Below are 18,595 nucleotides of genomic sequence, written 5' to 3'. Positions count from 1 at the left end.
TACACCTTCATGGAGGGAAGAGGTATTCTATCAAACTTCACAGATGTTTTTTGCAGGTTTTCCATGTCGGTTTATACCCCGTTGAGTTTAGATGAAGTTCGCACCTTTGCTGCACCTTATGGATTAGAGGTGTTGGAGCTGAACCCAATTCAGGGAGGTATTCAAAACACCAATTATTTTCTGGTTGATGTAAACCGCAAACAATATGTACTCACCGTGTTTGAAGAGTTAGATGCACAAGGGGCAGGTGAACTCATTCCTGTTCTTGAACAATTGGGGACTCATGATGTGCCAGTGGCGGTGCCATTAAAACATAGCGGACAAGCGGTTCATGTTATTGCAGAAAAGCCTGCACAGATTGCACCACGTCTCATGGGTCACCATCCCATGCAAACCACCGTCGCACAAGTTGCAGCAATTGCAGATGCACAGGCCAAGCTACATGTGGCTTTACAAGATTTTCCGCTTGAGCGTGAATATAGACGTGATCATCAATATTGGACAGCCGTTGCAGAGCAGCTTAAACCAAATATGACTCAAGAAGACCAAACTTTACTGGAGCAGGTCTATCAAGCTTTTAATGCTAAAACAGCGTTGTACTCAAATCGACCAACAGGTTTTATTCACTCTGATTTATTCCGCGACAATACGTTGTTTGAAGGTGAGCAATTACAAGGTATTTTAGATTTCTATGAATTAAATCAAGATGAATTGCTATTTGATATTGCGATTACCATCAATGATTTCTGTACCGAATATCCAGCAGCACATTTAAATTCAGACAAAGTGGCGGCTTACTTAGAGAGTTATCAAAAAGTTCGTGCGCTTACTTCAGATGAACTTGAGTGTTTAGATGTATTCTTAGCAATGGCGGCATGCCGTTTCTGGTCAATGCGTTTGCAAGTTGCTCAAAAAAATAAAGAAGAAGGACGTACAGGCGACGACATTTTGCAAAAAGACCCGCAAGAAATGCGAGCAATGATGCAAGATCGTTTGAGCCACGTAAAAGGATAAAGGAATAAAGATGCGAGATCAGGGGCGATTAGTCGAATGGTTCGACGAAAAAGGTTATGGCTTTATTCAGCCAGATGATGCTGAAAAAGAGCGAGTCTTTTTGCATATCAAAGATTTTGCACGCCCCGGTCCTCGGCCAATTATCGGCTGTGCACTGGAATATCTGATTATTCTCGATGAACAAGGTCGCTTTCGTGCCCAGCAGGTCACTTATTTAAAAGCATCTCAAACCCGTAAAGCTTCAAAACCAGTAAAAACACAATCTTCTTTTCAAGCCAGTCCATGGTCTGCAATGCAAATGGGGATCGTGTTTTATTTCGTTTTAATGGGAATTATGAGTTTTATCCATGTTTTACCAGCCTATACCGTATTGTTTATTTTAATGATGAATGTGCTGAGCTATTGGTTATATTCACAAGATAAAGAAGCTGCACAATTGGGTAATCGCCGTGTGCCTGAGCAAACATTACACATTGTCAGCTTTTTAGGAGGCTGGCCTGCTGCATGGTGGGCACAACAAAAACTGAGACATAAAACACAAAAACAACCATTCCGTAAGATTTATTTTTGTACCATATTCCTTCATTTACTTTTGATTTTGTGGCTAATTTCTCCCTTAAATGTGTTGCGGGGCTCATAAAAGTAAATCGTTTTATTAAACTTGAGAGGTATAAAAATGAATAGTTCTATCGACCAAGATTCAAATCGTACTTTAACGCTTATTTTATATGTACTTTATATTGTCGCTATTTTTACAGGCGGCTTACTTGCGGTTATTGCTTTAATTATTAACTATGTAAAACGTTCCGATGTGCAAGGTTCAATTTTTGCGAGCCACTTTACATGGCAAATCCGAACATTCTGGTGGTATCTCGCTTGGAATATTATTGCCTTTCTGCCGTTTATTTTCTTGTTCTTTACAGGTGAAAATACTGACCTGTTTGCAGGTGTTGCAATTTCATCGACCGTATTCTGTGTGGGTGTAATTGGTGCTGCATGGATCTGGATTGTATATCGTGCAATTCGCGGCTTGATTGCTTTAAATGATAACCGTCCGATGTATCAATAAATCATGATTATTGAACATGTGCATTTGAATATAAAGTCTGGGCAAAGTGAAGCATTTCTTGAGGCTTTTGAGCAGGCGAAACATATTGTTTATCCAATGGAGGGCTTCAATGCTGTCCAACTCATTAGACATGCAACTGACCCACATCATTATATTTTAATGATCTCTTGGGATGAGATTGAAAATCATACAGAAGGGTTTAGAAAGTCTGAGGCTTATCAGGAATGGAAAGCATTGCTCCATCCATTTTATGATCCAATGCCAACGGTTGAGTATTACCAACCCTCTATATTATTGAAGAAAAAATAATAGATAAAAAAAAGAGAGCGTTAAGCTCTCTTTTTTATTCTCGTATACTTTTGACTTTTTTGCTTGGCAACTTAAGTTTTAATTCACTCACTAAAACACCTAATACCACTAAAGCACCACCCAAAAGAGCAATAACTGGTAAACGCTCACCCGCAATTCGACCAATAATACCTGCCCAAACAGGTTCTCCTGCATAGATAATCGCAGCACGGGAAGGATCAACCATACGTTGAGCCCAGTTCATCACAAATTGAATAAGCGCACTGGCTAAACCTAATGCAACAGCAAGGAGTACAAGTGGCCATGAAAATGCAGGAATTGTATGTTCACCCACCGCAGGCATAATGGCAAAAGAAACCAGAGAGGCGACAGCGAGTTGAATGACGGTGACGCGACGTAAATTTACTTTTCCAGCAAAATAACTAATAAAAATAATTTCTAATGCAATCGCAAGTGATCCGAGTACTGTTACAAGCTGTCCAAAATTTAAAGAGATTTTTTCAAAACCATTACCTGTCAATAAAATAAGGCCAGCAAAAGCAAGGACTGCTCCCACCCAAGTCATAATGTGTGGAACTTTTCTAAAGATGAGCCACATTAAAATAGGTACAAGTGGAACATAAAGCGCTGTTAAAAAAGCCGACTCACTACTTGGAATGGTTTGTAGGCCAATTGTCTGAGTTCCATAGCCTCCCACAATTACAAGACCAATCGCACTGCCAGCACCTAAATCTTTTAAAGTAACGCCTTTCATACTCTTGAAAGAAATAAGCAGCAAGGTAAGCGCCGCGACAGCAAAGCGGCAGCCTACAAAAAACATAGGCGATGAAAAATTCAGTGCATATTGCACAGTAAGGAATGTTCCACCCCAAATGATCGTAATTAAAACGAGTGCTAATTGTGGGGCTTTGCTTGAACTCAAAGAAATTGGTGACATATTCAAATTAGAAAGAATTGTGCAATATACTGCACATATTGCGCTATTCTTCTATTTTGTGCAATATATTGCTCATATTTTATTTGCTGCGTTAATTTATGAGCCAGTCCAGTACCGTTTTACAGCATGTCGGCACAAACATTCGTTCCTTAAGAGATGAACGAGATTTAAGCCAACAGGAATTGGCCGATCAGGCAGGGGTGAGCAGACGGACAATCGCAGCTTTGGAAACAGGGCAAGTTAATATTAGCCTAGCTAAACTTGATGCGATTGCGGCAGTGTTGGGAGTAGACTTTGGAACGATTGTGAGTGCACCTGAGCATAAAGAACAAGCTTTGGTCAATGCACTTGCTTGGCAAGGTGAAAAGGAAGAAAGCAGAGCAACCTTATTGGCTTCAGTTCCATCGCGTTCACAAGTTGAGCTTTGGACGTGGTCATTAGCAGTAGGCGAGTCTTATGTTGCCGAAGCAGATGCGGAAGGATGGCAAGAACTGATTTATGTATTAGAAGGTGAGTTGACCATACAATTTACCGATAGCATGAAAATAATTTCTGCTGGTTCATCTTTTAGTTTTGCTAGTTCTGTGACTTACACCTATATCAATAGTGGTAACCAAGTCCTTAAATTTATGCGAAATGTAGTTTATTGATTAGGAATATATTTGTCATATAAGATATAAAAAAGAGCCTAAAGTGGCTCTTTTTTTACATCTTAAAAATTAAAGACGGTTTTCATCTAACAAAAGCTGAGCTTCACGAAGGTTTAAAGTACCTTCATAAATTGCACGACCTGTGATTGCACCTAAAATGCCCGGTTGGCCGATTAAGTTACGTACATCATCAAGATTTGTTACACCACCAGAAGCAATTACTGGTAAACCTGAATATTGAGCCAAGTTTACAGTCTGCTCAACATTTACACCTTGCATCATGCCGTCACGAGCGATGTCTGTATAAACAATGCTAGACACGCCTGCATCTGCAAAGCGTTTAGCTAAGTCAGTTGCTTTAACGTCAGTAACATTTGCCCAGCCATCAGTTGCAACCATGCCATTTATCGCATCAATACCAACAATGATGTGACCAGCAAAGCGTTTACAAGCTTCTTCTACAAATTCAGGCTCTTGAACTGCTTTAGTACCGATAATGACAAAAGTCACGCCAGCTTCTAAATAGTGCTCGATGGTTTCTAATGAGCGAATACCACCGCCAATTTGAATTGGTAATTCTGGCTGTGCTTTAGCAATTGCTTCAACAACAGGTTTATGAATTGGAGTGCCTGCGAAAGCGCCATTCAAATCGACCAAATGCAAACGACGTGCGCCTTCATTTACCCAATGCTGGGCAGTTGCAACTGGATCGTCAGAGAAAACAGTATCGTCTTCCATACGCCCTTGTTTTAAACGCACACATTTACCATCTTTCAGGTCAATTGCAGGAATGATTAGCATGCTTCCGCTCCTTGCTTCATCATGATTATGAAATTTTGCACATCTTAGCAAAGTATTGATCAATCGCTAAGCCTTAGAAAAGACTTTTATAACTTTACGCTTGAAGTGCAGTTTGAATAGTTTGAGAAATGTGAGTGGGTAATAGTTTTTGTTTTCTGAGCTCTTCAAATACCAATAAAGCAGCATATGCATCGGCGGCAGCGTAGCTGATTTGCTGAGAGCTAAGCGGCTTTCGTGCCCAATTTGAAGTTCCAATTTTTTTCGACTTTACAAGATATTGCCCAAATAACAGTGCAACCGCTTTTTGTACACCCATTTGCTGTGTAAAACCGAAGTGGCTAAAGCCTTTAGCAAGATCGACACAACTTTCCAGTTCAATGCCTTTTTTATGAAAAATGTGCTTATCATTTTTAAGGCCAAAGCCAACTTTAATTTGCTGAGGATTAGACAAAAATGGCTGCAAAAATTTTAAAGTCGATGAATTGACGTGAAATAAATATGCTTTGTGTTCCGTAGCAAGCTGAATCAGATGTGGACCTGTCGAGACTTCACCTACCCGAAAAGTCGGTTTAGATTCAGAATCAAATCCCAAAATTACAGCGTTTTTTAATTCATTTTCAATACTTTTACATTGCTCAATATTTTCAATCACAACAATATTTTGGTGTGTAAGATTTTCAAAAGGAGGAAGCTGCTGAATAAATGCTTTATCAAGGAGGGGAGAGGCTTCGAACATATTTAACAGCGTACAAATGAATTGGGCTATTAGCTTTATATATGAATAAAGCCTAGAGGACTAGGCTTTATGACTGTCTTCAAAAATTATTGAGACTGAGATGGTGTACCAATGACAACGCTTTCGCTTTTCTCGACATAACCTTCATAGGTAGGAGCCATGATTGTGGCAACAATAGCAAAAACAAAAGCAAGTGGAATTAGGACAATATAGATCCAGCCTAAAACGCGTTCCCAGCCAAGAGTTGGGCGCTGTGGACCGTAATCATTAGTGCCTTCCGTACCTTTGGCTGCAAAGAGATAAATCATAAAAATAAAGTTTACGACAGGTATGAGCATCAGTAATGATAGCCATCCCGTATTATTGCGGTCATGCAAGCGACGAATAGTAAAAATAAAGTTGAAATAGATACAGACAATATAAACAATACCTATAAGAATCATTCCTGCGGTGGAATGGCCTGTTAAATCTTTATTTGTCAGTCCAAAAGTGAAAGCAATAATAATAATGGCGATCACAATTACAAAGGAAAATAAGAGAGTCCATGCCGCATAAGAGAGTCGTCCGAAACGACCATTTGCTTTAAAGGGGGAATCTTGTTGGGTTGCTTGATTTTCAAAAGGGGCATTCATTTTGTTTTCCTGATCATTTGGTTTTATTTAAAAGTATGAATATTCAATATTTTGTTGAATAAAATATCATTCTATAAATGATTGGTTGTTATTATAAATAAAAAAATAGATCAGGCCATCTCGACCTGATCTATTTTGGTTTTAAATGAAATTAAATATTCCATTCCACAAAGTTTTTAAGTAACTGCAAACCAGCAGTGTGACTTTTCTCTGGGTGGAATTGGGTCGCAAATAAATTATCTTTGTGAATTGCTGTACAGAAGTTCACACCATAGTCACATGTTGCAGCAACTAAGCTTTCATCTTTTGGTTCGACATAGTAACTATGTACAAAGTAGAAGCGGGCATCTTGCTCAATGTTGTTCCACATTGGATGGCTTGGATCCATTTGGTGAACTTGGTTCCAGCCCATGTGTGGTACTTTTAAACCTTCCATTTGAGGGAAGTGTTTTACTACGCCGTCAAAAATACCGAGTGCTTCTACACCGCCATTTTCTTCTGAGCTTTGTAGTAGTGCTTGCATACCTACACAAATCGCAAGAACTGGCTTATTAAAAGCAGCTTTGCGTACGACTTCATCAATGCCTGCTTCACGCATGCCTTGCATACAGTCACGCATTGCCCCAACGCCCGGGAAAACAATTTTGTCGGCTTGTGCAATTAGTTTTGGATCATTGGTCACATCGACTGTAGCGCCTACATACTCAAGTGCTTTAGCTGCTGAGTGTAAATTGCCCATGCCATAATCAAGTAACGCGATACGTGTCATTAGAGGCTACCTTTGGTCGATGCAATCGTGTTTTCTGCACGTGGATCAACTTCACATGCCATACGTAAAGCACGAGCAAGCGCTTTGAACACACTTTCAATTTGATGGTGGCTATTTTTACCTTTCAAATTATCGATGTGTAAGGTCATAAGCGCATGGTTTACGAAACCTTGGAAGAACTCAGAAAATAAATCGACATCAAAGGTACCGATGCGCGCGCGGGTAAATGGAATATCCATGAATAAACCCGGGCGACCAGATAAATCTACAACAACGCGAGATAAAGCTTCATCTAATGGTGCATAAAAGTGACCATAGCGTTTTAAACCTTTTTTATCGCCTAAAGCTTGTGCAAAAGCTTGTCCAAGCGTGATTCCACAGTCTTCTACAGTGTGGTGATCATCAATCTCGAGGTCTCCGTCACAATGAATATCGATATCAAATAAGCCATGTCGCTTGATTTGATCAATCATATGGTCTAAAAATGGAACTCCAGTGTTTAGTGTGCCTTGACCAGTACCGTCGAGATTTAAACGAACTCGAATTTTGGTTTCATTGGTATTTCTAACCACTTCACTGATACGTTGCGTCATGGACACGTTCCTCAAAAAAACGTCAAAAATGATTGGATGTAACGATAATTTCGCTGTGACGAATTCGTGACAGCATCATAGTTTGCTCAGGAGGGTTAATCAATGCCTATTACCGTACATGCTTATAGTTCTCTAGATAATTCAGAGATTCGAGATCAGCTTGAGCGACTGTATGATACAAGTCCGGAGTTTGGTGACGGGCACGATGCGATTGAACAACTTGAACAAGATTTAAAACAGTATACCACGCTATATACTGCTGAATTTAACACCAAAATTATAGGGGCAATCTGGTCTTCAGGACAAGGTGAAAGCAAGGTCCTTGAATATATTGTTGTACATCCTGCTAACCGGGGCCGTGGGGTTGCAGAGCGCTTAGTTGAAGAAGCTTGTCGTATAGAAGAGTCAAAAGGCGTTAAAATTTTTGAGCCAGGGTGTGGGGCAATTCATCGCTGTTTGGCTCATATTGGTAAATTACATTATTAAAAGCTCTGTTCGTATGTGGTGATGATTTAAAAATAATCACTTGTTACAAAAAATGCGGAAGTTGCTTGACCTGATCATATAAACATTGTTTAATATGCCCACTTCGGCGTGATAGCTCAGTAGGTAGAGCAACGGATTGAAAATCCGTGTGTCCCCAGTTCGATCCTGGGTCTCGCCACCATTATTAGTGTTTTCAATCCCTGATCCCATCAGGGATTTTTTTTTAAGTATAAAAAATACTCATTTAAATCAAAAACTCAGGATAATTGTTGACTATTGTTCTGCGATACGGCTTAATACAGGCCAACGGCGTGATAGCTCAGTAGGTAGAGCAACGGATTGAAAATCCGTGTGTCCCCAGTTCGATCCTGGGTCTCGCCACCATATTCGAAAAAGCCTCATACATAACGTATGAGGCTTTTTTCATACTTGTGATTTTATCTAAAGCATTATTTGTTTAGTTGTGGGTAAAATGAGATTTATCCACAAGCACACTCACTTATCCCCAAGTTCTGATTACTTTTCTTATTATGTCAAAGCTATTATAAGTAAGGGCCTAATCATGTGAACTATCGCTAATTAAACGTTTCCCTAGACACACCGCTTCTACTTCGTCATAACCGAGCTGTTCATAAAAATTCAGTACATTTAGGTTATCTTTACGCACCAATAATTGTAGTTTTGGGCAGCCTCGCGCAATCAGCCGTTTTTCAAGCTGCTGAACAAGCGCTGTAGCTATTCCTAAGCGTTGTTGGTGGGGATGAACAGCCAAATAATTAATCCAGCCTCTATGGCCGTCATAGCCGCCCATCAGCGTGCCAATGAGTTGCTCATCTTTAATCGCAACTAGAAACAAATCATCTTGTTGTGAGACTTTTCTAAAAATATCGGTTTCAGGATTATTCCAAGGTCGAGTCAGGCCACAGCTTTCCCATAAAATGACGACATCTTCCAGATCCGCACTTGTAAATTGACGAATGATAAACATATAGATTTCTACTTTTTGTTTTGATGTGCTCAAAAGATAAAATAAAAATTCGGGCTTGAGCAGTGTTTATTCATAATTTACACAAATAAAAAAGCACCCCCGTAGGAGTGCTTGAATTTAACTAGTTACTTAAGCTGATTTTGCAACTTGTGCTGCTTGAAGCATTTGACCAGTTTCTTCGAAGTTTGCATGCCAAGACAACGCTTCACGAAGTAAATGAGGAGTGTGTCCACCTTTAGCACATGCACGATCAAAGTAATCATTTAATGCATCACGGTAAAGTGGGTGTACACAATTGTCGATAACGACACGAGCGCGTTCACGAGGTGCTAAACCGCGTAAGTCTGCTAAACCTTGTTCTGTCACTAAAATATCAACATCATGTTCACTGTGGTCAACATGGCTCACCATTGGCACGATAGAAGAGATATCGCCGCCTTTAGCAATTGATTTAGTCACAAAGATCGCCAAGTGAGCATTACGAGCGAAGTCACCTGAACCACCAATACCGTTCATCATTTTAGTACCGCACACATGAGTCGAGTTCACGTTACCGTAAATATCAAACTCAAGCGCAGTATTAATACCGATAATACCTAAACGGCGAACCAGTTCAGGGTGGTTAGAAATTTCTTGTGGACGAAGTACTAATTTGTCTTTGTAAGCTTCGATATTGCCAAAAACTTTTTCACCACATTTTGCAGAAAGCGTAATTGAACTACCAGAAGCAAATTTCATTTTGCCTGCATCAATTAATTCAAAAGTACAGTCTTGTAATACTTCTGAGTACATGATGAGGTCTTCAAAGTCAGAATCTTTTAAACCTGTTAATACAGCATTGGCAATAGAACCGATACCTGCTTGTAATGGGCCAAGGCTCTTCGGTAAACGACCTTCAGCAACTTCTTTATTAAAGAAAGCAATGAGGTGGTTTGCAATACCTTGAGTTTCATCATCTGGCGGAGTTACCGTTGATGGTGAGTCGTGGGTATCGTTAAATACAATACCAACAATTTTTGCAGGATCAATTTGGATTGCTGTTGTACCAATACGCTCATCCACTTTGGTTAATGGAATTGGAGTACGTGTTGGACGATAAGTTGGAATATAGATGTCGTGCAAACCTTCAAAGCTTTCACTTAAAGATGTGTTGATTTCAACAATAACTTTTTCGGCAAAAATAGCAAAACTTGCAGAGTTACCTACAGAAGTCGTTGGAATAATGCCACCATCTTCAGTAATTGCAATTGCTTCAATCACTGCAACATCAGGACGTTTAAGTTGTTGGTTACGCATTTGCTCAACAGTTTCAGATAAATGTTGGTCAATAAACATAACTTCGCCATTGTTAATGGCACGACGTAAAGTGTTGTCCACTTGGAATGGCATACGACGAGATAAAACACCTGCTTCCGTGAGTTGTTTGTCTAAGTCGTTACCTAAGCTTGCACCCGTAATTAACGTGATTTTTAACGGATTTTTCTTTGCAAGTTCTACAAGTGCTTGTGGAACAGCTTTAGCTTCACCAGCACGAGTAAAACCACTCATACCTACGGTCATTCCATCTTCGATGAATTGCGCAGCTTGTTCAGCACTGATGACCTTGTCATGAAGAGAAGCTAGGCGAATACGACTTAAAGACATTGGACATCCTCAGAATTGTCAAAACATAGGGGATTTTAGCTATGAAAAATTGAAAAGTGCATAGGTGTTAGGCTAAGGTCTAATTTTGTAAATAAATGGTGGTATAAATTAAATTTATGGTTTTTATTTTATTGATTTTTAATCATTTTATTTGTCTTTAAAATGAGGCTTTTAATCACTAACTGGTTAAATTAAAAGCGCTCACTCAAAGTTTGCTTTATTTTTTCTAATGGATTAATTGGGCTATTTTCTTCAGTGATTGGTTTAGGGATGGGTAAAGAAACAATAACTTCTAAACCACCTTGTTCACGGTTATGAATCTGAATTTCACCTTGGTGAATATCGACAATACGTTTGACAATGGCAAGGCCAAGTCCACTACCTTGAATCGTTCTTGCTGAGTCTCCGCGGACAAACGGTTGCATTAACTCTTCAATTTGATCTGGTGGAATACCCTCACCATGATCGGCAACGGTAATTAAAATATGTTCATTTTCAACTTTTGCACTTAGATCTATAGGTTCAGCGCCATAGCGTTTTGCATTATTAATCAGGTTGGCAATAAGTCGTTTTAAAGAAAGGCTGCGTGCCGGAATAATGGGCACATCTTGTATCTTGAAGTGAATCTCAAGGGGCTTAAACTGGACAACAAGTTCTTGTAAAAGCATATTGATATTGGTGTCTCGCAGTTCCTCATCTGAGCCATCACGCATATATGAAATAAATTGATTAAGAATTGCGTCCATATCATCTACGTCATAGACTAAACCTTCACGTAAGAACTCATCAGGTAACATTTCTGCTGTTAAGCGAATGCGTGTTAGAGGAGTTCGCAAATCATGAGAAATGCCTGCCAACATAATACGTCGTTCACGCTCGGTTTGATCAAGTGTATAGACCATGCGGTTAAAGGCTTGGTTCACTTGCCTAATTTCTAAGGGACCGTGATTGGTATCTAAGTAAGGTGCTGTTCCTGACTTACTATATTCATTGGCAGCATTTTGCAAACGGCGTAGAGGGCGGTTCATTTGTCTGACTAGAATCAAAATAATGATAGCCGACACTAATGGAACACCAACGACCCAACCAATTAATAGCTCAGGGCTATAGTTTGCATAGGTTTTTAAAGGCTCGCGGACCCAGTTCCCGTGCATTTCAGGGGTTTGAATCCAAATGCGTGGGCTAGGTTTAAACTGGAAGTAAACCGTAACATCATTAGCACCAATCTCATTAGCTAGTTTTTGTTCGACCTGATTGGTAAAAATCTCAGCAATTACTTTATCGCGGACACTTGGATATTCTTTCGGGTTGGTAATGTATTCAATCCCTACACGCTTACGTAACCACTCATCTACATCTACTTGAGTGTCTCGATGAAAAATCCGTATATCCGGATTGTTGACGAGTTCAAGTTCAACTGCAAGATAACGGGCGTGCTGTTGAATTTCAGGTAAATAAAGAGTGCGCCAAAAGAACCATAACGACATAAATAAGCTAAAAAACACCACCAGCAGTACCAGAATGGTGGTACGCATAGCAGCAGAGCGTGGCTTAATTTTGTCGAGAAAACGTTCCCACCGAGTTCGTCTCCGTTCAGAGTAGGTAGCGTAATCAGTAAAGTTTTGTGGCGCGATTGGTTCTAAACTCACTCTATTTTATCTCAAACTTATTCCGCACCATCTGGAACAAATACATAACCTACGCCCCATACCGTTTGAATATAACGTGCACGTGCAGGATTATCTTCAATTAAACGACGTAGGCGAGATACTTGAACGTCAATTGAACGTTCCATTGCACCCCATTCACGACCACGAGCCAAATTCATGAGTTTGTCGCGTGTTAATGGTTCACGTGGGTGTTGTACCAATGCTTTTAATACTGCAAATTCACCAGTCGTTAACGTAACGATTTGTCCTTCGCGTGTCAGCGTGCGGGTAGACAAGTCTAAAGACCATGGACCAAAGCTTACAACTTCAACTTGTTGGCTTGGAGCACCTGGAACTTCACGAACTTGGCGACGCAATACAGCACGGATACGGGCTAAAAGCTCATTTGGATTAAATGGTTTTGGCAAGTAATCGTCTGCACCAGCTTCAAGACCTGCAATACGGTCTGAATCGCTACCGCGTGCTGTTAGCATGATGATTGGTGTATCAATATTTGATTGGCGTAAACGACGGCAAATACTCAAACCATCTTCAACTGGCAACATAAAGTCGAGTACGATAAGTGAAAATAACTCACGTTGTAATAGACGGTCCATTTGCGAAGCATCGTGGGCAGTTTTTACAACAAAGCCTTTATCTTCCAAAAAACGTTGCAAGAGGGTACGTAAACGCACATCGTCATCGACCACTAAAATACGTTCGACACGATCCGTTTCGTTGTGTACGGTTTCAGGATGTTCAGCAGGTACAACTAAACTCATGATGTACTCCCTTTTAAAGTCATAATTTATATATTATTGGGTCGGTGAGGCTTATTGCCAACAAGTCCTCAGTATAATGCTGATGTTCTTGTTAAGACTATGTATCAATTTGCTCAAAATTACAATTTTCAAGGTAGTTTGAAACCAAAAAACAACATCTTAAGCCCATAATTTAGCAAAGACTGATCTAAAAAAACAAATACTTAAATATTTGATAATTTTTTAATAATTAAATAGTAATAACTAATTGTTTCAAATAAGTTATTTTAGATAGGCTGAATGGGGTGTTAGAAAGCTTTTAATTATTGATGTAGGCAGATTGTAAGAGGTGATACAAAGATGAGACGAATAAAACCTTGTTGAATCTCTATATTTTTATCTTTTGAGGAGTGTACCAATATGTTCATTTTCTCATAAATTATAATAAAATTTTGTCACTTTCATGACATAAGTTGTGCGTTTATAATTTTATAAAGAGTAAAGATCAGATCCAGCTTTAATTTTTTTAGACGTAAATGCCTGATTTTATGTGCTCGAGTAGTCCTAAAAAGCATAAATATTCAGAGTCAATACAAAAAAACGTTTTGAATACGCAAACAAGTGTGGATTTTATGGGCTTGGTCTTTATAATCAGTGCTTTTAAACTTTATCCTTGTGGGATCAAACACGATGACTGACTTAGTTCAGCAGTTGGCAAGTGAGCTTGCCGTACGTCCAAACCAAGTAGAAGCTGCCATCCGCTTAATTGATGAAGGTGCCAGTGTTCCATTTATTGCCCGTTACCGTAAAGAAGTAACACAAGGTTTAGATGATACGCAGTTACGCCAATTAGATACTCGTTTAGCGTATTTACGTGATTTATATGAGCGCCGTGAAAAAGTCATTCAGTCATTGCAAGAACAGAATAAATTGAATGATGACTTGTTGGCGCGGGTGAATGCAGCCGAAACAAAAAATGCTTTAGAAGAACTTTATGCACCGTATCGCCCTAAGCGTACAAGTAAATCTTTTAAAGCAAAAGAAGCAGGTTTAGGACCAATTGCTGAAAAAATTATTGCAGAACAAGTTGAACCGACAGAAGCATTGGCTGGTTTTAGTCATGAAGACTATCCAGATGTTGAAAGTCAATTAGATGCGATTCAGCATATTCTGATTGATGACTGGGCACAAAATATTGCGCTTACTACAGAATTAAAAACAACTTTTGCAAAAACTGCGGTTTTAAAAAGTGCAGTTGCATCTGAAGAAAAGAAAGAAGTTGGTAAAAAATTCCGTGATTACTTTGAATTCTCTGAAGGTTTAAACAAATTACCTTCTCATCGTTTATTGGCGATGTTACGTGGTCGTCAAGAAAACGTATTGGGTTTGAAAGTAGATGGTGACGATGATGCGCCATTGGCACGTATTGAAACTGAATACAACCTTGAGCAAACTCAACCTCAAGCACGTCAGGATTTCTTAAAGCAAACTGCAAAATTATTCTGGTTAGGCAAGATTCGTCCTCAAATTGAGCATTCATTGCTGACAGAAAAACGTCTTACTGCCGAAGCAGAAGCAATGCAGGTATTTGCTGAAAATCTTCGTCATTTATTATTGTCAGCGCCAGCTGGTAGCCGTACGACTTTGGGTGTTGACCCTGGTATTCGTACTGGCGTGAAACTGGCAGTGATCAGTGATGCAGGTGATGTACTTGCTCACAGCACGATTTATCCATTTGCTCCAAAAGATGATAAAGAAGGCTCAATTGCTGAACTTGCACGCCTGTGCCGTGAATATAATGTAGAGCTCATTGCAATTGGTAATGGTACAGCGAGCCGTGAAACAGAAGCTGTTGTAGCTGAAATGATGGCTGCGAATACTGATCTGAATTTAACACGAATCACTGTAAGTGAAGCGGGTGCATCTGTTTACTCTGCAAGTGAACTTGCATCGGCAGAACTTCCAGAGCTTGATGTTTCAATTCGTGGTGCAGTTTCTATTGCCCGCCGTTTACAAGATCCACTTGCTGAACTTGTGAAGATTGATCCGAAATCAATTGGTGTAGGTCAATATCAACACGATGTGAACCAGACTGGTTTGGCAAAAACACTTGATGCAGTGGTAGAAGACTGCGTGAATGCTGTAGGCGTTGATGTAAATACTGCTTCACCAGCAATCTTGGCTTATATTGCAGGTTTAAACAAAGCAATTGCTCAACAGATTGTTGAATACCGCAAAGAGCATGGTCGTTTTGACAACCGTCAAGCGTTGAAAAGCGTACCACGTTTAGGTGATCGTACTTTTGAACAAGCGGCTGGTTTCTTACGCATTCAAAATGGTTCTGAGCCTTTAGATGCTTCTTCAGTTCACCCTGAAAGTTATGGTCTTGTTGAGAAAATTGTTGCAGCAAAAGCAACAACTGTTAAAGACATCATCGGTAATAGTGAAATCATTCGCCAAGTAAAAGCTGATGAATTTGTTGATGACAAATTTGGTTTACCAACAATCCAAGACGTTTTAGCTGAACTTGAAAAACCAGGTCGTGATCCACGTCCAGAGTTCCGTACTGCTAAATTCCGTGAAGATATTACTGAAGTTGGTCAATTGACAGAAGGTATGCAACTTGAAGGTGTGATCACTAACGTCACAAACTTTGGTGCCTTTGTTGATATTGGTGTACATCAGGATGGTTTAGTTCATATTTCTGAATTAGCAAATGAGTTTGTATCTGATCCACATAAAGTTGTAAAACCGGGCCAGATTGTACAAGTACGTGTTATGCAGGTTGATGTTGAACGTAACCGCGTGAACTTAAGTATGCGTGCTGAAGGTTCTGCACCTGTAAAAGCACAGCGTCCACCACGCCGTGAGCAAAATACAGAACAACGTTTTGAACGCAAACCACAAGGTAAACGTCCTCAACCGCGTAAAGATCAAGCTGAACGCCCTCAGCGTAGCAAGCAAGATAAACCACAAGAACAAAAGATTGGCGGTTTAGGTGCATTGTTACTACAAGCAGGGATTAAAGGCTCTAAATAAGAGTTTTTAATTGATAAAAAGGCCTCCAATTGGAGGCTTTTTTATGGGTTAAGAATTATTTTTTAACAGTTATATAAAAGCAAATAAGAAAAAAATCGCAGTCGTAAAGATGAGGTGAATCTTAAGATCAACAAAACGTTGTGAAACCTATAATCAAATATACAACGTTATAGCATAACTCAACTTTAACGATATTCAGTTGTCCGACACCATCAACCAAGCCTTGAAGCAATTACTCACTTTCAGGCTGTAATAGTACAACTTTGCTTATTTCTTTATATTATAAATGGTTTTTTTATGTCGGTTTTAAACCTGAAAAATAGATTTCATTTAAAAGACCTCCTGTCCGGAGTGGTCGTATTTCTTGTGGCATTACCGCTGTGTTTGGGTATCGCTTTAGCCTCAGGAGCTCCCATTATCTCTGGCATTATTGCTGGTATTGTTGGCGGTATTATTGTTGGTTTACTGAGTGGTTCCCACATTAGCGTTGCAGGCCCAGCGGCAGGGCTGACTGCCGTCATTCTTGTACAGTTAGAACAATTAGGCGGCAATTATGCCGCCTTTTTATTATGTATTATTTTTGCCGGCGTCCTGCAAATTCTATTTGGATTATTCAAGTTAGGTTTTTTTGCGAACTTTATCCCAAATAATGTCATTTTAGGATTACTAGCCGCTATTGGTGTCATCCTGATTGCGACTCAATTACCTTATCTGTTTGGGCTTTCTGATTTTTCATGGAAACAAGTTTGGACATCAACACCTGATGCATTCCTTCAGCGTTTCGATAGCGGAGCTGCACTTATTGGGTTGCTCAGTTTATTTTTAATTTTAGCGTGGGATAGCAGTCCACTCAAAAAACTAGCTTTACCTTCTGCTCTAATCGCAGTTGTGCTTGCTGCGGGTTTAAATTTTATTTTAGTGAGTATTGGCTCTGCATGGGCAGTGCAAATTGATAACCTCATTCAATTGCCGAATATCTTACAAGCACCCGAAGATGTATTAATTTTTCCTGATTTTAGCTATTTAGCTGAGCCTATGATTTACACAGGGGCAATTACGCTTGCTGTTGTGGCATCTTTAGAAACATTACTGAATCTGGAAGCCGCAGATAAAATCGATCCTCAAAAACGCTCTTCTCCTCCTAATCGTGAACTCTGGGCACAAGGTACAGGTAACATCATTTCTGGTTTAATTGGTGGAATGCCAGTGACCTCAGTGATTGTGCGTAGCTCGGTGAATGCAAATGCAGGTGCGCGTAGCAAATGCTCTACCATTATTCATGGCGTATTGTTGCTGTTAGCGGTTTTGTTCTTCGTGCCATTAATGAACATGATTCCTTTGTCTGCATTGGCTGCGATCTTAATCTTGACAGGCTTTAAGCTTACTCATCCAAAACTATTTAAACAGCTTTATCAAAAAGGCTGGAAACAGTTTTTACCTTTTATTATTACCTTAGTTGCAATTTTGCTGACCGATCTTTTAATGGGAATTTTAATTGGTCTGTTCACCAGTAGTGCTTTTATTCTCTATGGTAATTTTAATAAAGGTATTCGTGTTTATAGAGAGAAACGCTTGCATGGTGTAGTGACTCGTATTGAACTTCCATCACAAGTGACCTTTCTTAATCGTTCTGCGCTTATTTCAGCATTGGAACATGTACATAAACATCAGCAACTCATTATTGATGCGACTCAATGTGATTCGATCGATCCTGATATTTATCAAGTTATTCAGGATTATCAAAGTGAAACGGCCATTAAACGTGAGGTAAATCTTAAACTGGTTGGGTTCAAACAGCACTATCAAGACGTTGACGATGCGGTACTTGATATTGATATTAGTACACATGATTTGCAACAAAAGTTGAGTCCTCAACAGGTCGTCAACTTACTTAAAGAAGGGAACGAACGTTTTGTAAAAAATGAACGTTTACAACGTGATATTTATCGACAAATTCGAGTCACTGCAGATGAAGGGCAGCATCCGATTGCAGCAGTCCTTGGTTGTATGGATTCACGTGCACCTACCGAAATGATTTTTGATGTCGGTATTGGTGATCTGTTTAGCTTACGAATTGCAGGTAATATTGCTGGGCAAAAAGTATTGGGCTCACTTGAGTTTGCTTGTCAGGCTAAAGGTTCTAAAGTAATTGTTGTCTTAGGACATACCGATTGCGGTGCGGTGACGAGTGCATGTCAATTACGTCTAGAACAAAAGCAAGTGTCTGATGTGAAGGAAATGCCACATATTCAATATGTGCTTGGACCATTAATGCATTCAGTTGATAGTGTTTATGACATTATGAAACCTCGTGAACTAAGCAAAGCCTTTATCAATCAGGTGACGGCCATGAATGTTCACTACAATATTCAATATATTATTAACAACAGCAGTGTGCTCAAAGATATGGTTGAGCGAGGTGATATTACAATTGTTGGCGCAATTTATGATGTAAAAACAGGACATGTTCAGTTTCTTGATTGATAAGTTCTTTAATTAAAAAAAGCGCCTTATTTAA

Annotated in this window: 18 protein-coding genes, 2 tRNA genes and 1 pseudogene; 10 read left to right on the top strand and 11 right to left on the bottom strand. The window is 39.5% G+C overall.

Going from position 1 to position 18,595, the window contains the following annotated elements; genetic code table 11:
• Positions 1 to 63 precede the first annotated feature (63 nt).
• Genes WA249_RS06745 through WA249_RS06730 form a run of 4 tightly spaced genes read left to right on the top strand, consistent with a single transcriptional unit; the run spans position 64 to position 2,392 of the window.
• Positions 64 to 1,014, top strand: a complete 951-nt coding sequence (locus WA249_RS06745) for a homoserine kinase (RefSeq protein WP_336167268.1) — start codon at positions 64 to 66, stop codon at positions 1,012 to 1,014.
• Between the two features lie 10 nt (positions 1,015 to 1,024).
• Entirely contained in the window at positions 1,025 to 1,654 is a 630-nt protein-coding gene (locus WA249_RS06740) for a DUF1294 domain-containing protein (RefSeq protein ID WP_336167266.1), read from the top strand.
• Positions 1,655 to 1,690: 36 nt separating this feature from the next.
• Entirely contained in the window at positions 1,691 to 2,083 is a 393-nt protein-coding gene (locus WA249_RS06735) for a DUF4870 family protein (protein ID WP_016139947.1), read from the top strand.
• Positions 2,084 to 2,086: 3 nt separating this feature from the next.
• A complete protein-coding gene (locus WA249_RS06730) occupies positions 2,087 to 2,392 on the top strand; it encodes an antibiotic biosynthesis monooxygenase family protein (protein WP_336167263.1) in 306 nt (101 codons plus the stop codon).
• 34 nt (positions 2,393 to 2,426) lie between these two features.
• On the opposite strand, the gene WA249_RS06725 is transcribed toward WA249_RS06730, so the two are convergent.
• The gene (locus WA249_RS06725; RefSeq protein WP_336167261.1) at positions 2,427 to 3,329 is read right to left on the bottom strand and encodes a DMT family transporter; all 903 of its coding nucleotides are present in this window, start codon (positions 3,327 to 3,329) and stop codon (positions 2,427 to 2,429) included.
• 98 nt (positions 3,330 to 3,427) lie between these two features.
• On the opposite strand from WA249_RS06725, the gene WA249_RS06720 reads away from it, so the two are divergent.
• Positions 3,428 to 3,979, top strand: a complete 552-nt coding sequence (locus tag WA249_RS06720) for an XRE family transcriptional regulator (RefSeq protein WP_336167260.1) — start codon at positions 3,428 to 3,430, stop codon at positions 3,977 to 3,979.
• 69 nt (positions 3,980 to 4,048) lie between these two features.
• On the opposite strand, the gene hisA is transcribed toward WA249_RS06720, so the two are convergent.
• From hisA to hisB, 5 genes are all read right to left on the bottom strand, one after another.
• Positions 4,049 to 4,780 carry a 1-(5-phosphoribosyl)-5-[(5-phosphoribosylamino)methylideneamino]imidazole-4-carboxamide isomerase gene (gene hisA, locus WA249_RS06715; RefSeq protein WP_336167258.1) on the bottom strand — a complete coding sequence of 244 codons (732 nt, stop codon included), beginning with the start codon at positions 4,778 to 4,780 and terminating at the stop codon, positions 4,049 to 4,051.
• A gap of 94 nt (positions 4,781 to 4,874) precedes the next feature.
• A complete protein-coding gene (locus WA249_RS06710; protein ID WP_336167256.1) occupies positions 4,875 to 5,516 on the bottom strand; it encodes a 3'-5' exonuclease in 642 nt (213 codons plus the stop codon).
• A gap of 86 nt (positions 5,517 to 5,602) precedes the next feature.
• Positions 5,603 to 6,148: a DUF805 domain-containing protein gene (locus WA249_RS06705; protein ID WP_336167254.1), complete on the bottom strand. Its 546-nt coding sequence runs from the start codon at positions 6,146 to 6,148 to the stop codon at positions 5,603 to 5,605.
• Between the two features lie 151 nt (positions 6,149 to 6,299).
• Positions 6,300 to 6,917, bottom strand: a complete 618-nt coding sequence (gene hisH, locus WA249_RS06700; RefSeq protein ID WP_336167252.1) for an imidazole glycerol phosphate synthase subunit HisH — start codon at positions 6,915 to 6,917, stop codon at positions 6,300 to 6,302.
• On the bottom strand, positions 6,917 to 7,510 hold the full coding sequence (hisB, locus tag WA249_RS06695) for an imidazoleglycerol-phosphate dehydratase HisB (RefSeq protein WP_002116767.1): 594 nt from the start codon (positions 7,508 to 7,510) through the stop codon (positions 6,917 to 6,919). Before hisB ends, hisH begins: the two co-directional genes overlap by 1 nt.
• 102 nt (positions 7,511 to 7,612) lie before the next feature.
• Here hisB and WA249_RS06690 point away from each other — a divergent pair, with 102 nt between their 5' ends.
• The 3 genes from WA249_RS06690 (at position 7,613) to WA249_RS06680 (ending at position 8,380) form a co-directional block, all read left to right on the top strand.
• Positions 7,613 to 7,996 carry a GNAT family N-acetyltransferase gene (locus tag WA249_RS06690; RefSeq protein ID WP_336167250.1) on the top strand — a complete coding sequence of 128 codons (384 nt, stop codon included), beginning with the start codon at positions 7,613 to 7,615 and terminating at the stop codon, positions 7,994 to 7,996.
• Between the two features lie 105 nt (positions 7,997 to 8,101).
• Positions 8,102 to 8,177 (top strand) — tRNA-Phe (locus tag WA249_RS06685).
• A gap of 127 nt (positions 8,178 to 8,304) precedes the next feature.
• Positions 8,305 to 8,380 (top strand) — tRNA-Phe (locus WA249_RS06680).
• Positions 8,381 to 8,552: 172 nt separating this feature from the next.
• Here WA249_RS06680 and WA249_RS06675 read toward each other — a convergent pair.
• The 5 genes and pseudogenes from WA249_RS06675 to ompR form a co-directional block, all read right to left on the bottom strand.
• Positions 8,553 to 8,984 carry a GNAT family acetyltransferase gene (locus WA249_RS06675; protein WP_336167248.1) on the bottom strand — a complete coding sequence of 144 codons (432 nt, stop codon included), beginning with the start codon at positions 8,982 to 8,984 and terminating at the stop codon, positions 8,553 to 8,555.
• A gap of 129 nt (positions 8,985 to 9,113) precedes the next feature.
• Entirely contained in the window at positions 9,114 to 10,628 is a 1,515-nt protein-coding gene (locus tag WA249_RS06670; RefSeq protein WP_336167246.1) for an acetyl-CoA hydrolase/transferase family protein, read from the bottom strand.
• A gap of 35 nt (positions 10,629 to 10,663) precedes the next feature.
• Positions 10,664 to 10,774 (bottom strand): annotated as a pseudogene (locus WA249_RS06665) (hypothetical protein).
• Positions 10,775 to 10,819: 45 nt separating this feature from the next.
• Entirely contained in the window at positions 10,820 to 12,277 is a 1,458-nt protein-coding gene (locus WA249_RS06660) for an ATP-binding protein (protein ID WP_336167244.1), read from the bottom strand.
• Between the two features lie 17 nt (positions 12,278 to 12,294).
• The gene (gene ompR, locus WA249_RS06655; protein ID WP_000060753.1) at positions 12,295 to 13,059 is read right to left on the bottom strand and encodes an osmolarity response regulator transcription factor OmpR; all 765 of its coding nucleotides are present in this window, start codon (positions 13,057 to 13,059) and stop codon (positions 12,295 to 12,297) included.
• Between the two features lie 669 nt (positions 13,060 to 13,728).
• Here ompR and WA249_RS06650 point away from each other — a divergent pair.
• Together WA249_RS06650 and WA249_RS06645 are read left to right on the top strand one after the other, a co-directional pair.
• Positions 13,729 to 16,077, top strand: coding sequence for a Tex family protein (locus WA249_RS06650; RefSeq protein ID WP_336167242.1), 2,349 nt, complete (start codon positions 13,729 to 13,731; stop codon positions 16,075 to 16,077).
• 297 nt (positions 16,078 to 16,374) lie between these two features.
• Positions 16,375 to 18,561 carry a bifunctional SulP family inorganic anion transporter/carbonic anhydrase gene (locus WA249_RS06645; protein ID WP_336167240.1) on the top strand — a complete coding sequence of 729 codons (2,187 nt, stop codon included), beginning with the start codon at positions 16,375 to 16,377 and terminating at the stop codon, positions 18,559 to 18,561.
• Positions 18,562 to 18,595: the final 34 nt, after the last annotated feature.

Origin of the sequence: Acinetobacter sp. 161(2023), assembly GCF_037027805.1 — a bacterium.
In the GTDB taxonomy this organism is placed as follows: domain Bacteria; phylum Pseudomonadota; class Gammaproteobacteria; order Pseudomonadales; family Moraxellaceae; genus Acinetobacter.
The sequence above is the reverse complement of the archived record's forward strand: the minus strand, read 5'-3'. Positions and strand labels throughout refer to the sequence as shown.

Excerpts from the sequence above, each read along its gene's own strand:
- WA249_RS06745 (WP_336167268.1), top strand. The coding sequence starts at position 64 with ATGTCGGTTTATACCCCGTTGAGTTTAGATGAAGTTCGCACCTTTGCT.
- WA249_RS06740 (WP_336167266.1), top strand. The coding sequence starts at position 1,025 with ATGCGAGATCAGGGGCGATTAGTCGAATGGTTCGACGAAAAAGGTTAT.
- WA249_RS06735 (WP_016139947.1), top strand. The coding sequence starts at position 1,691 with ATGAATAGTTCTATCGACCAAGATTCAAATCGTACTTTAACGCTTATT.
- WA249_RS06730 (WP_336167263.1), top strand. The coding sequence starts at position 2,087 with ATGATTATTGAACATGTGCATTTGAATATAAAGTCTGGGCAAAGTGAA.
- WA249_RS06725 (WP_336167261.1), bottom strand. The coding sequence starts at position 3,329 with ATGTCACCAATTTCTTTGAGTTCAAGCAAAGCCCCACAATTAGCACTC.
- WA249_RS06720 (WP_336167260.1), top strand. The coding sequence starts at position 3,428 with ATGAGCCAGTCCAGTACCGTTTTACAGCATGTCGGCACAAACATTCGT.
- hisA (WP_336167258.1), bottom strand. The coding sequence starts at position 4,780 with ATGCTAATCATTCCTGCAATTGACCTGAAAGATGGTAAATGTGTGCGT.
- WA249_RS06710 (WP_336167256.1), bottom strand. The coding sequence starts at position 5,516 with ATGTTCGAAGCCTCTCCCCTCCTTGATAAAGCATTTATTCAGCAGCTT.
- WA249_RS06705 (WP_336167254.1), bottom strand. The coding sequence starts at position 6,148 with ATGAATGCCCCTTTTGAAAATCAAGCAACCCAACAAGATTCCCCCTTT.
- hisH (WP_336167252.1), bottom strand. The coding sequence starts at position 6,917 with ATGACACGTATCGCGTTACTTGATTATGGCATGGGCAATTTACACTCA.
- hisB (WP_002116767.1), bottom strand. The coding sequence starts at position 7,510 with ATGACGCAACGTATCAGTGAAGTGGTTAGAAATACCAATGAAACCAAA.
- WA249_RS06690 (WP_336167250.1), top strand. The coding sequence starts at position 7,613 with ATGCCTATTACCGTACATGCTTATAGTTCTCTAGATAATTCAGAGATT.
- WA249_RS06675 (WP_336167248.1), bottom strand. The coding sequence starts at position 8,984 with ATGTTTATCATTCGTCAATTTACAAGTGCGGATCTGGAAGATGTCGTC.
- WA249_RS06670 (WP_336167246.1), bottom strand. The coding sequence starts at position 10,628 with ATGTCTTTAAGTCGTATTCGCCTAGCTTCTCTTCATGACAAGGTCATC.
- ompR (WP_000060753.1), bottom strand. The coding sequence starts at position 13,059 with ATGAGTTTAGTTGTACCTGCTGAACATCCTGAAACCGTACACAACGAA.
- WA249_RS06650 (WP_336167242.1), top strand. The coding sequence starts at position 13,729 with ATGACTGACTTAGTTCAGCAGTTGGCAAGTGAGCTTGCCGTACGTCCA.
- WA249_RS06645 (WP_336167240.1), top strand. The coding sequence starts at position 16,375 with ATGTCGGTTTTAAACCTGAAAAATAGATTTCATTTAAAAGACCTCCTG.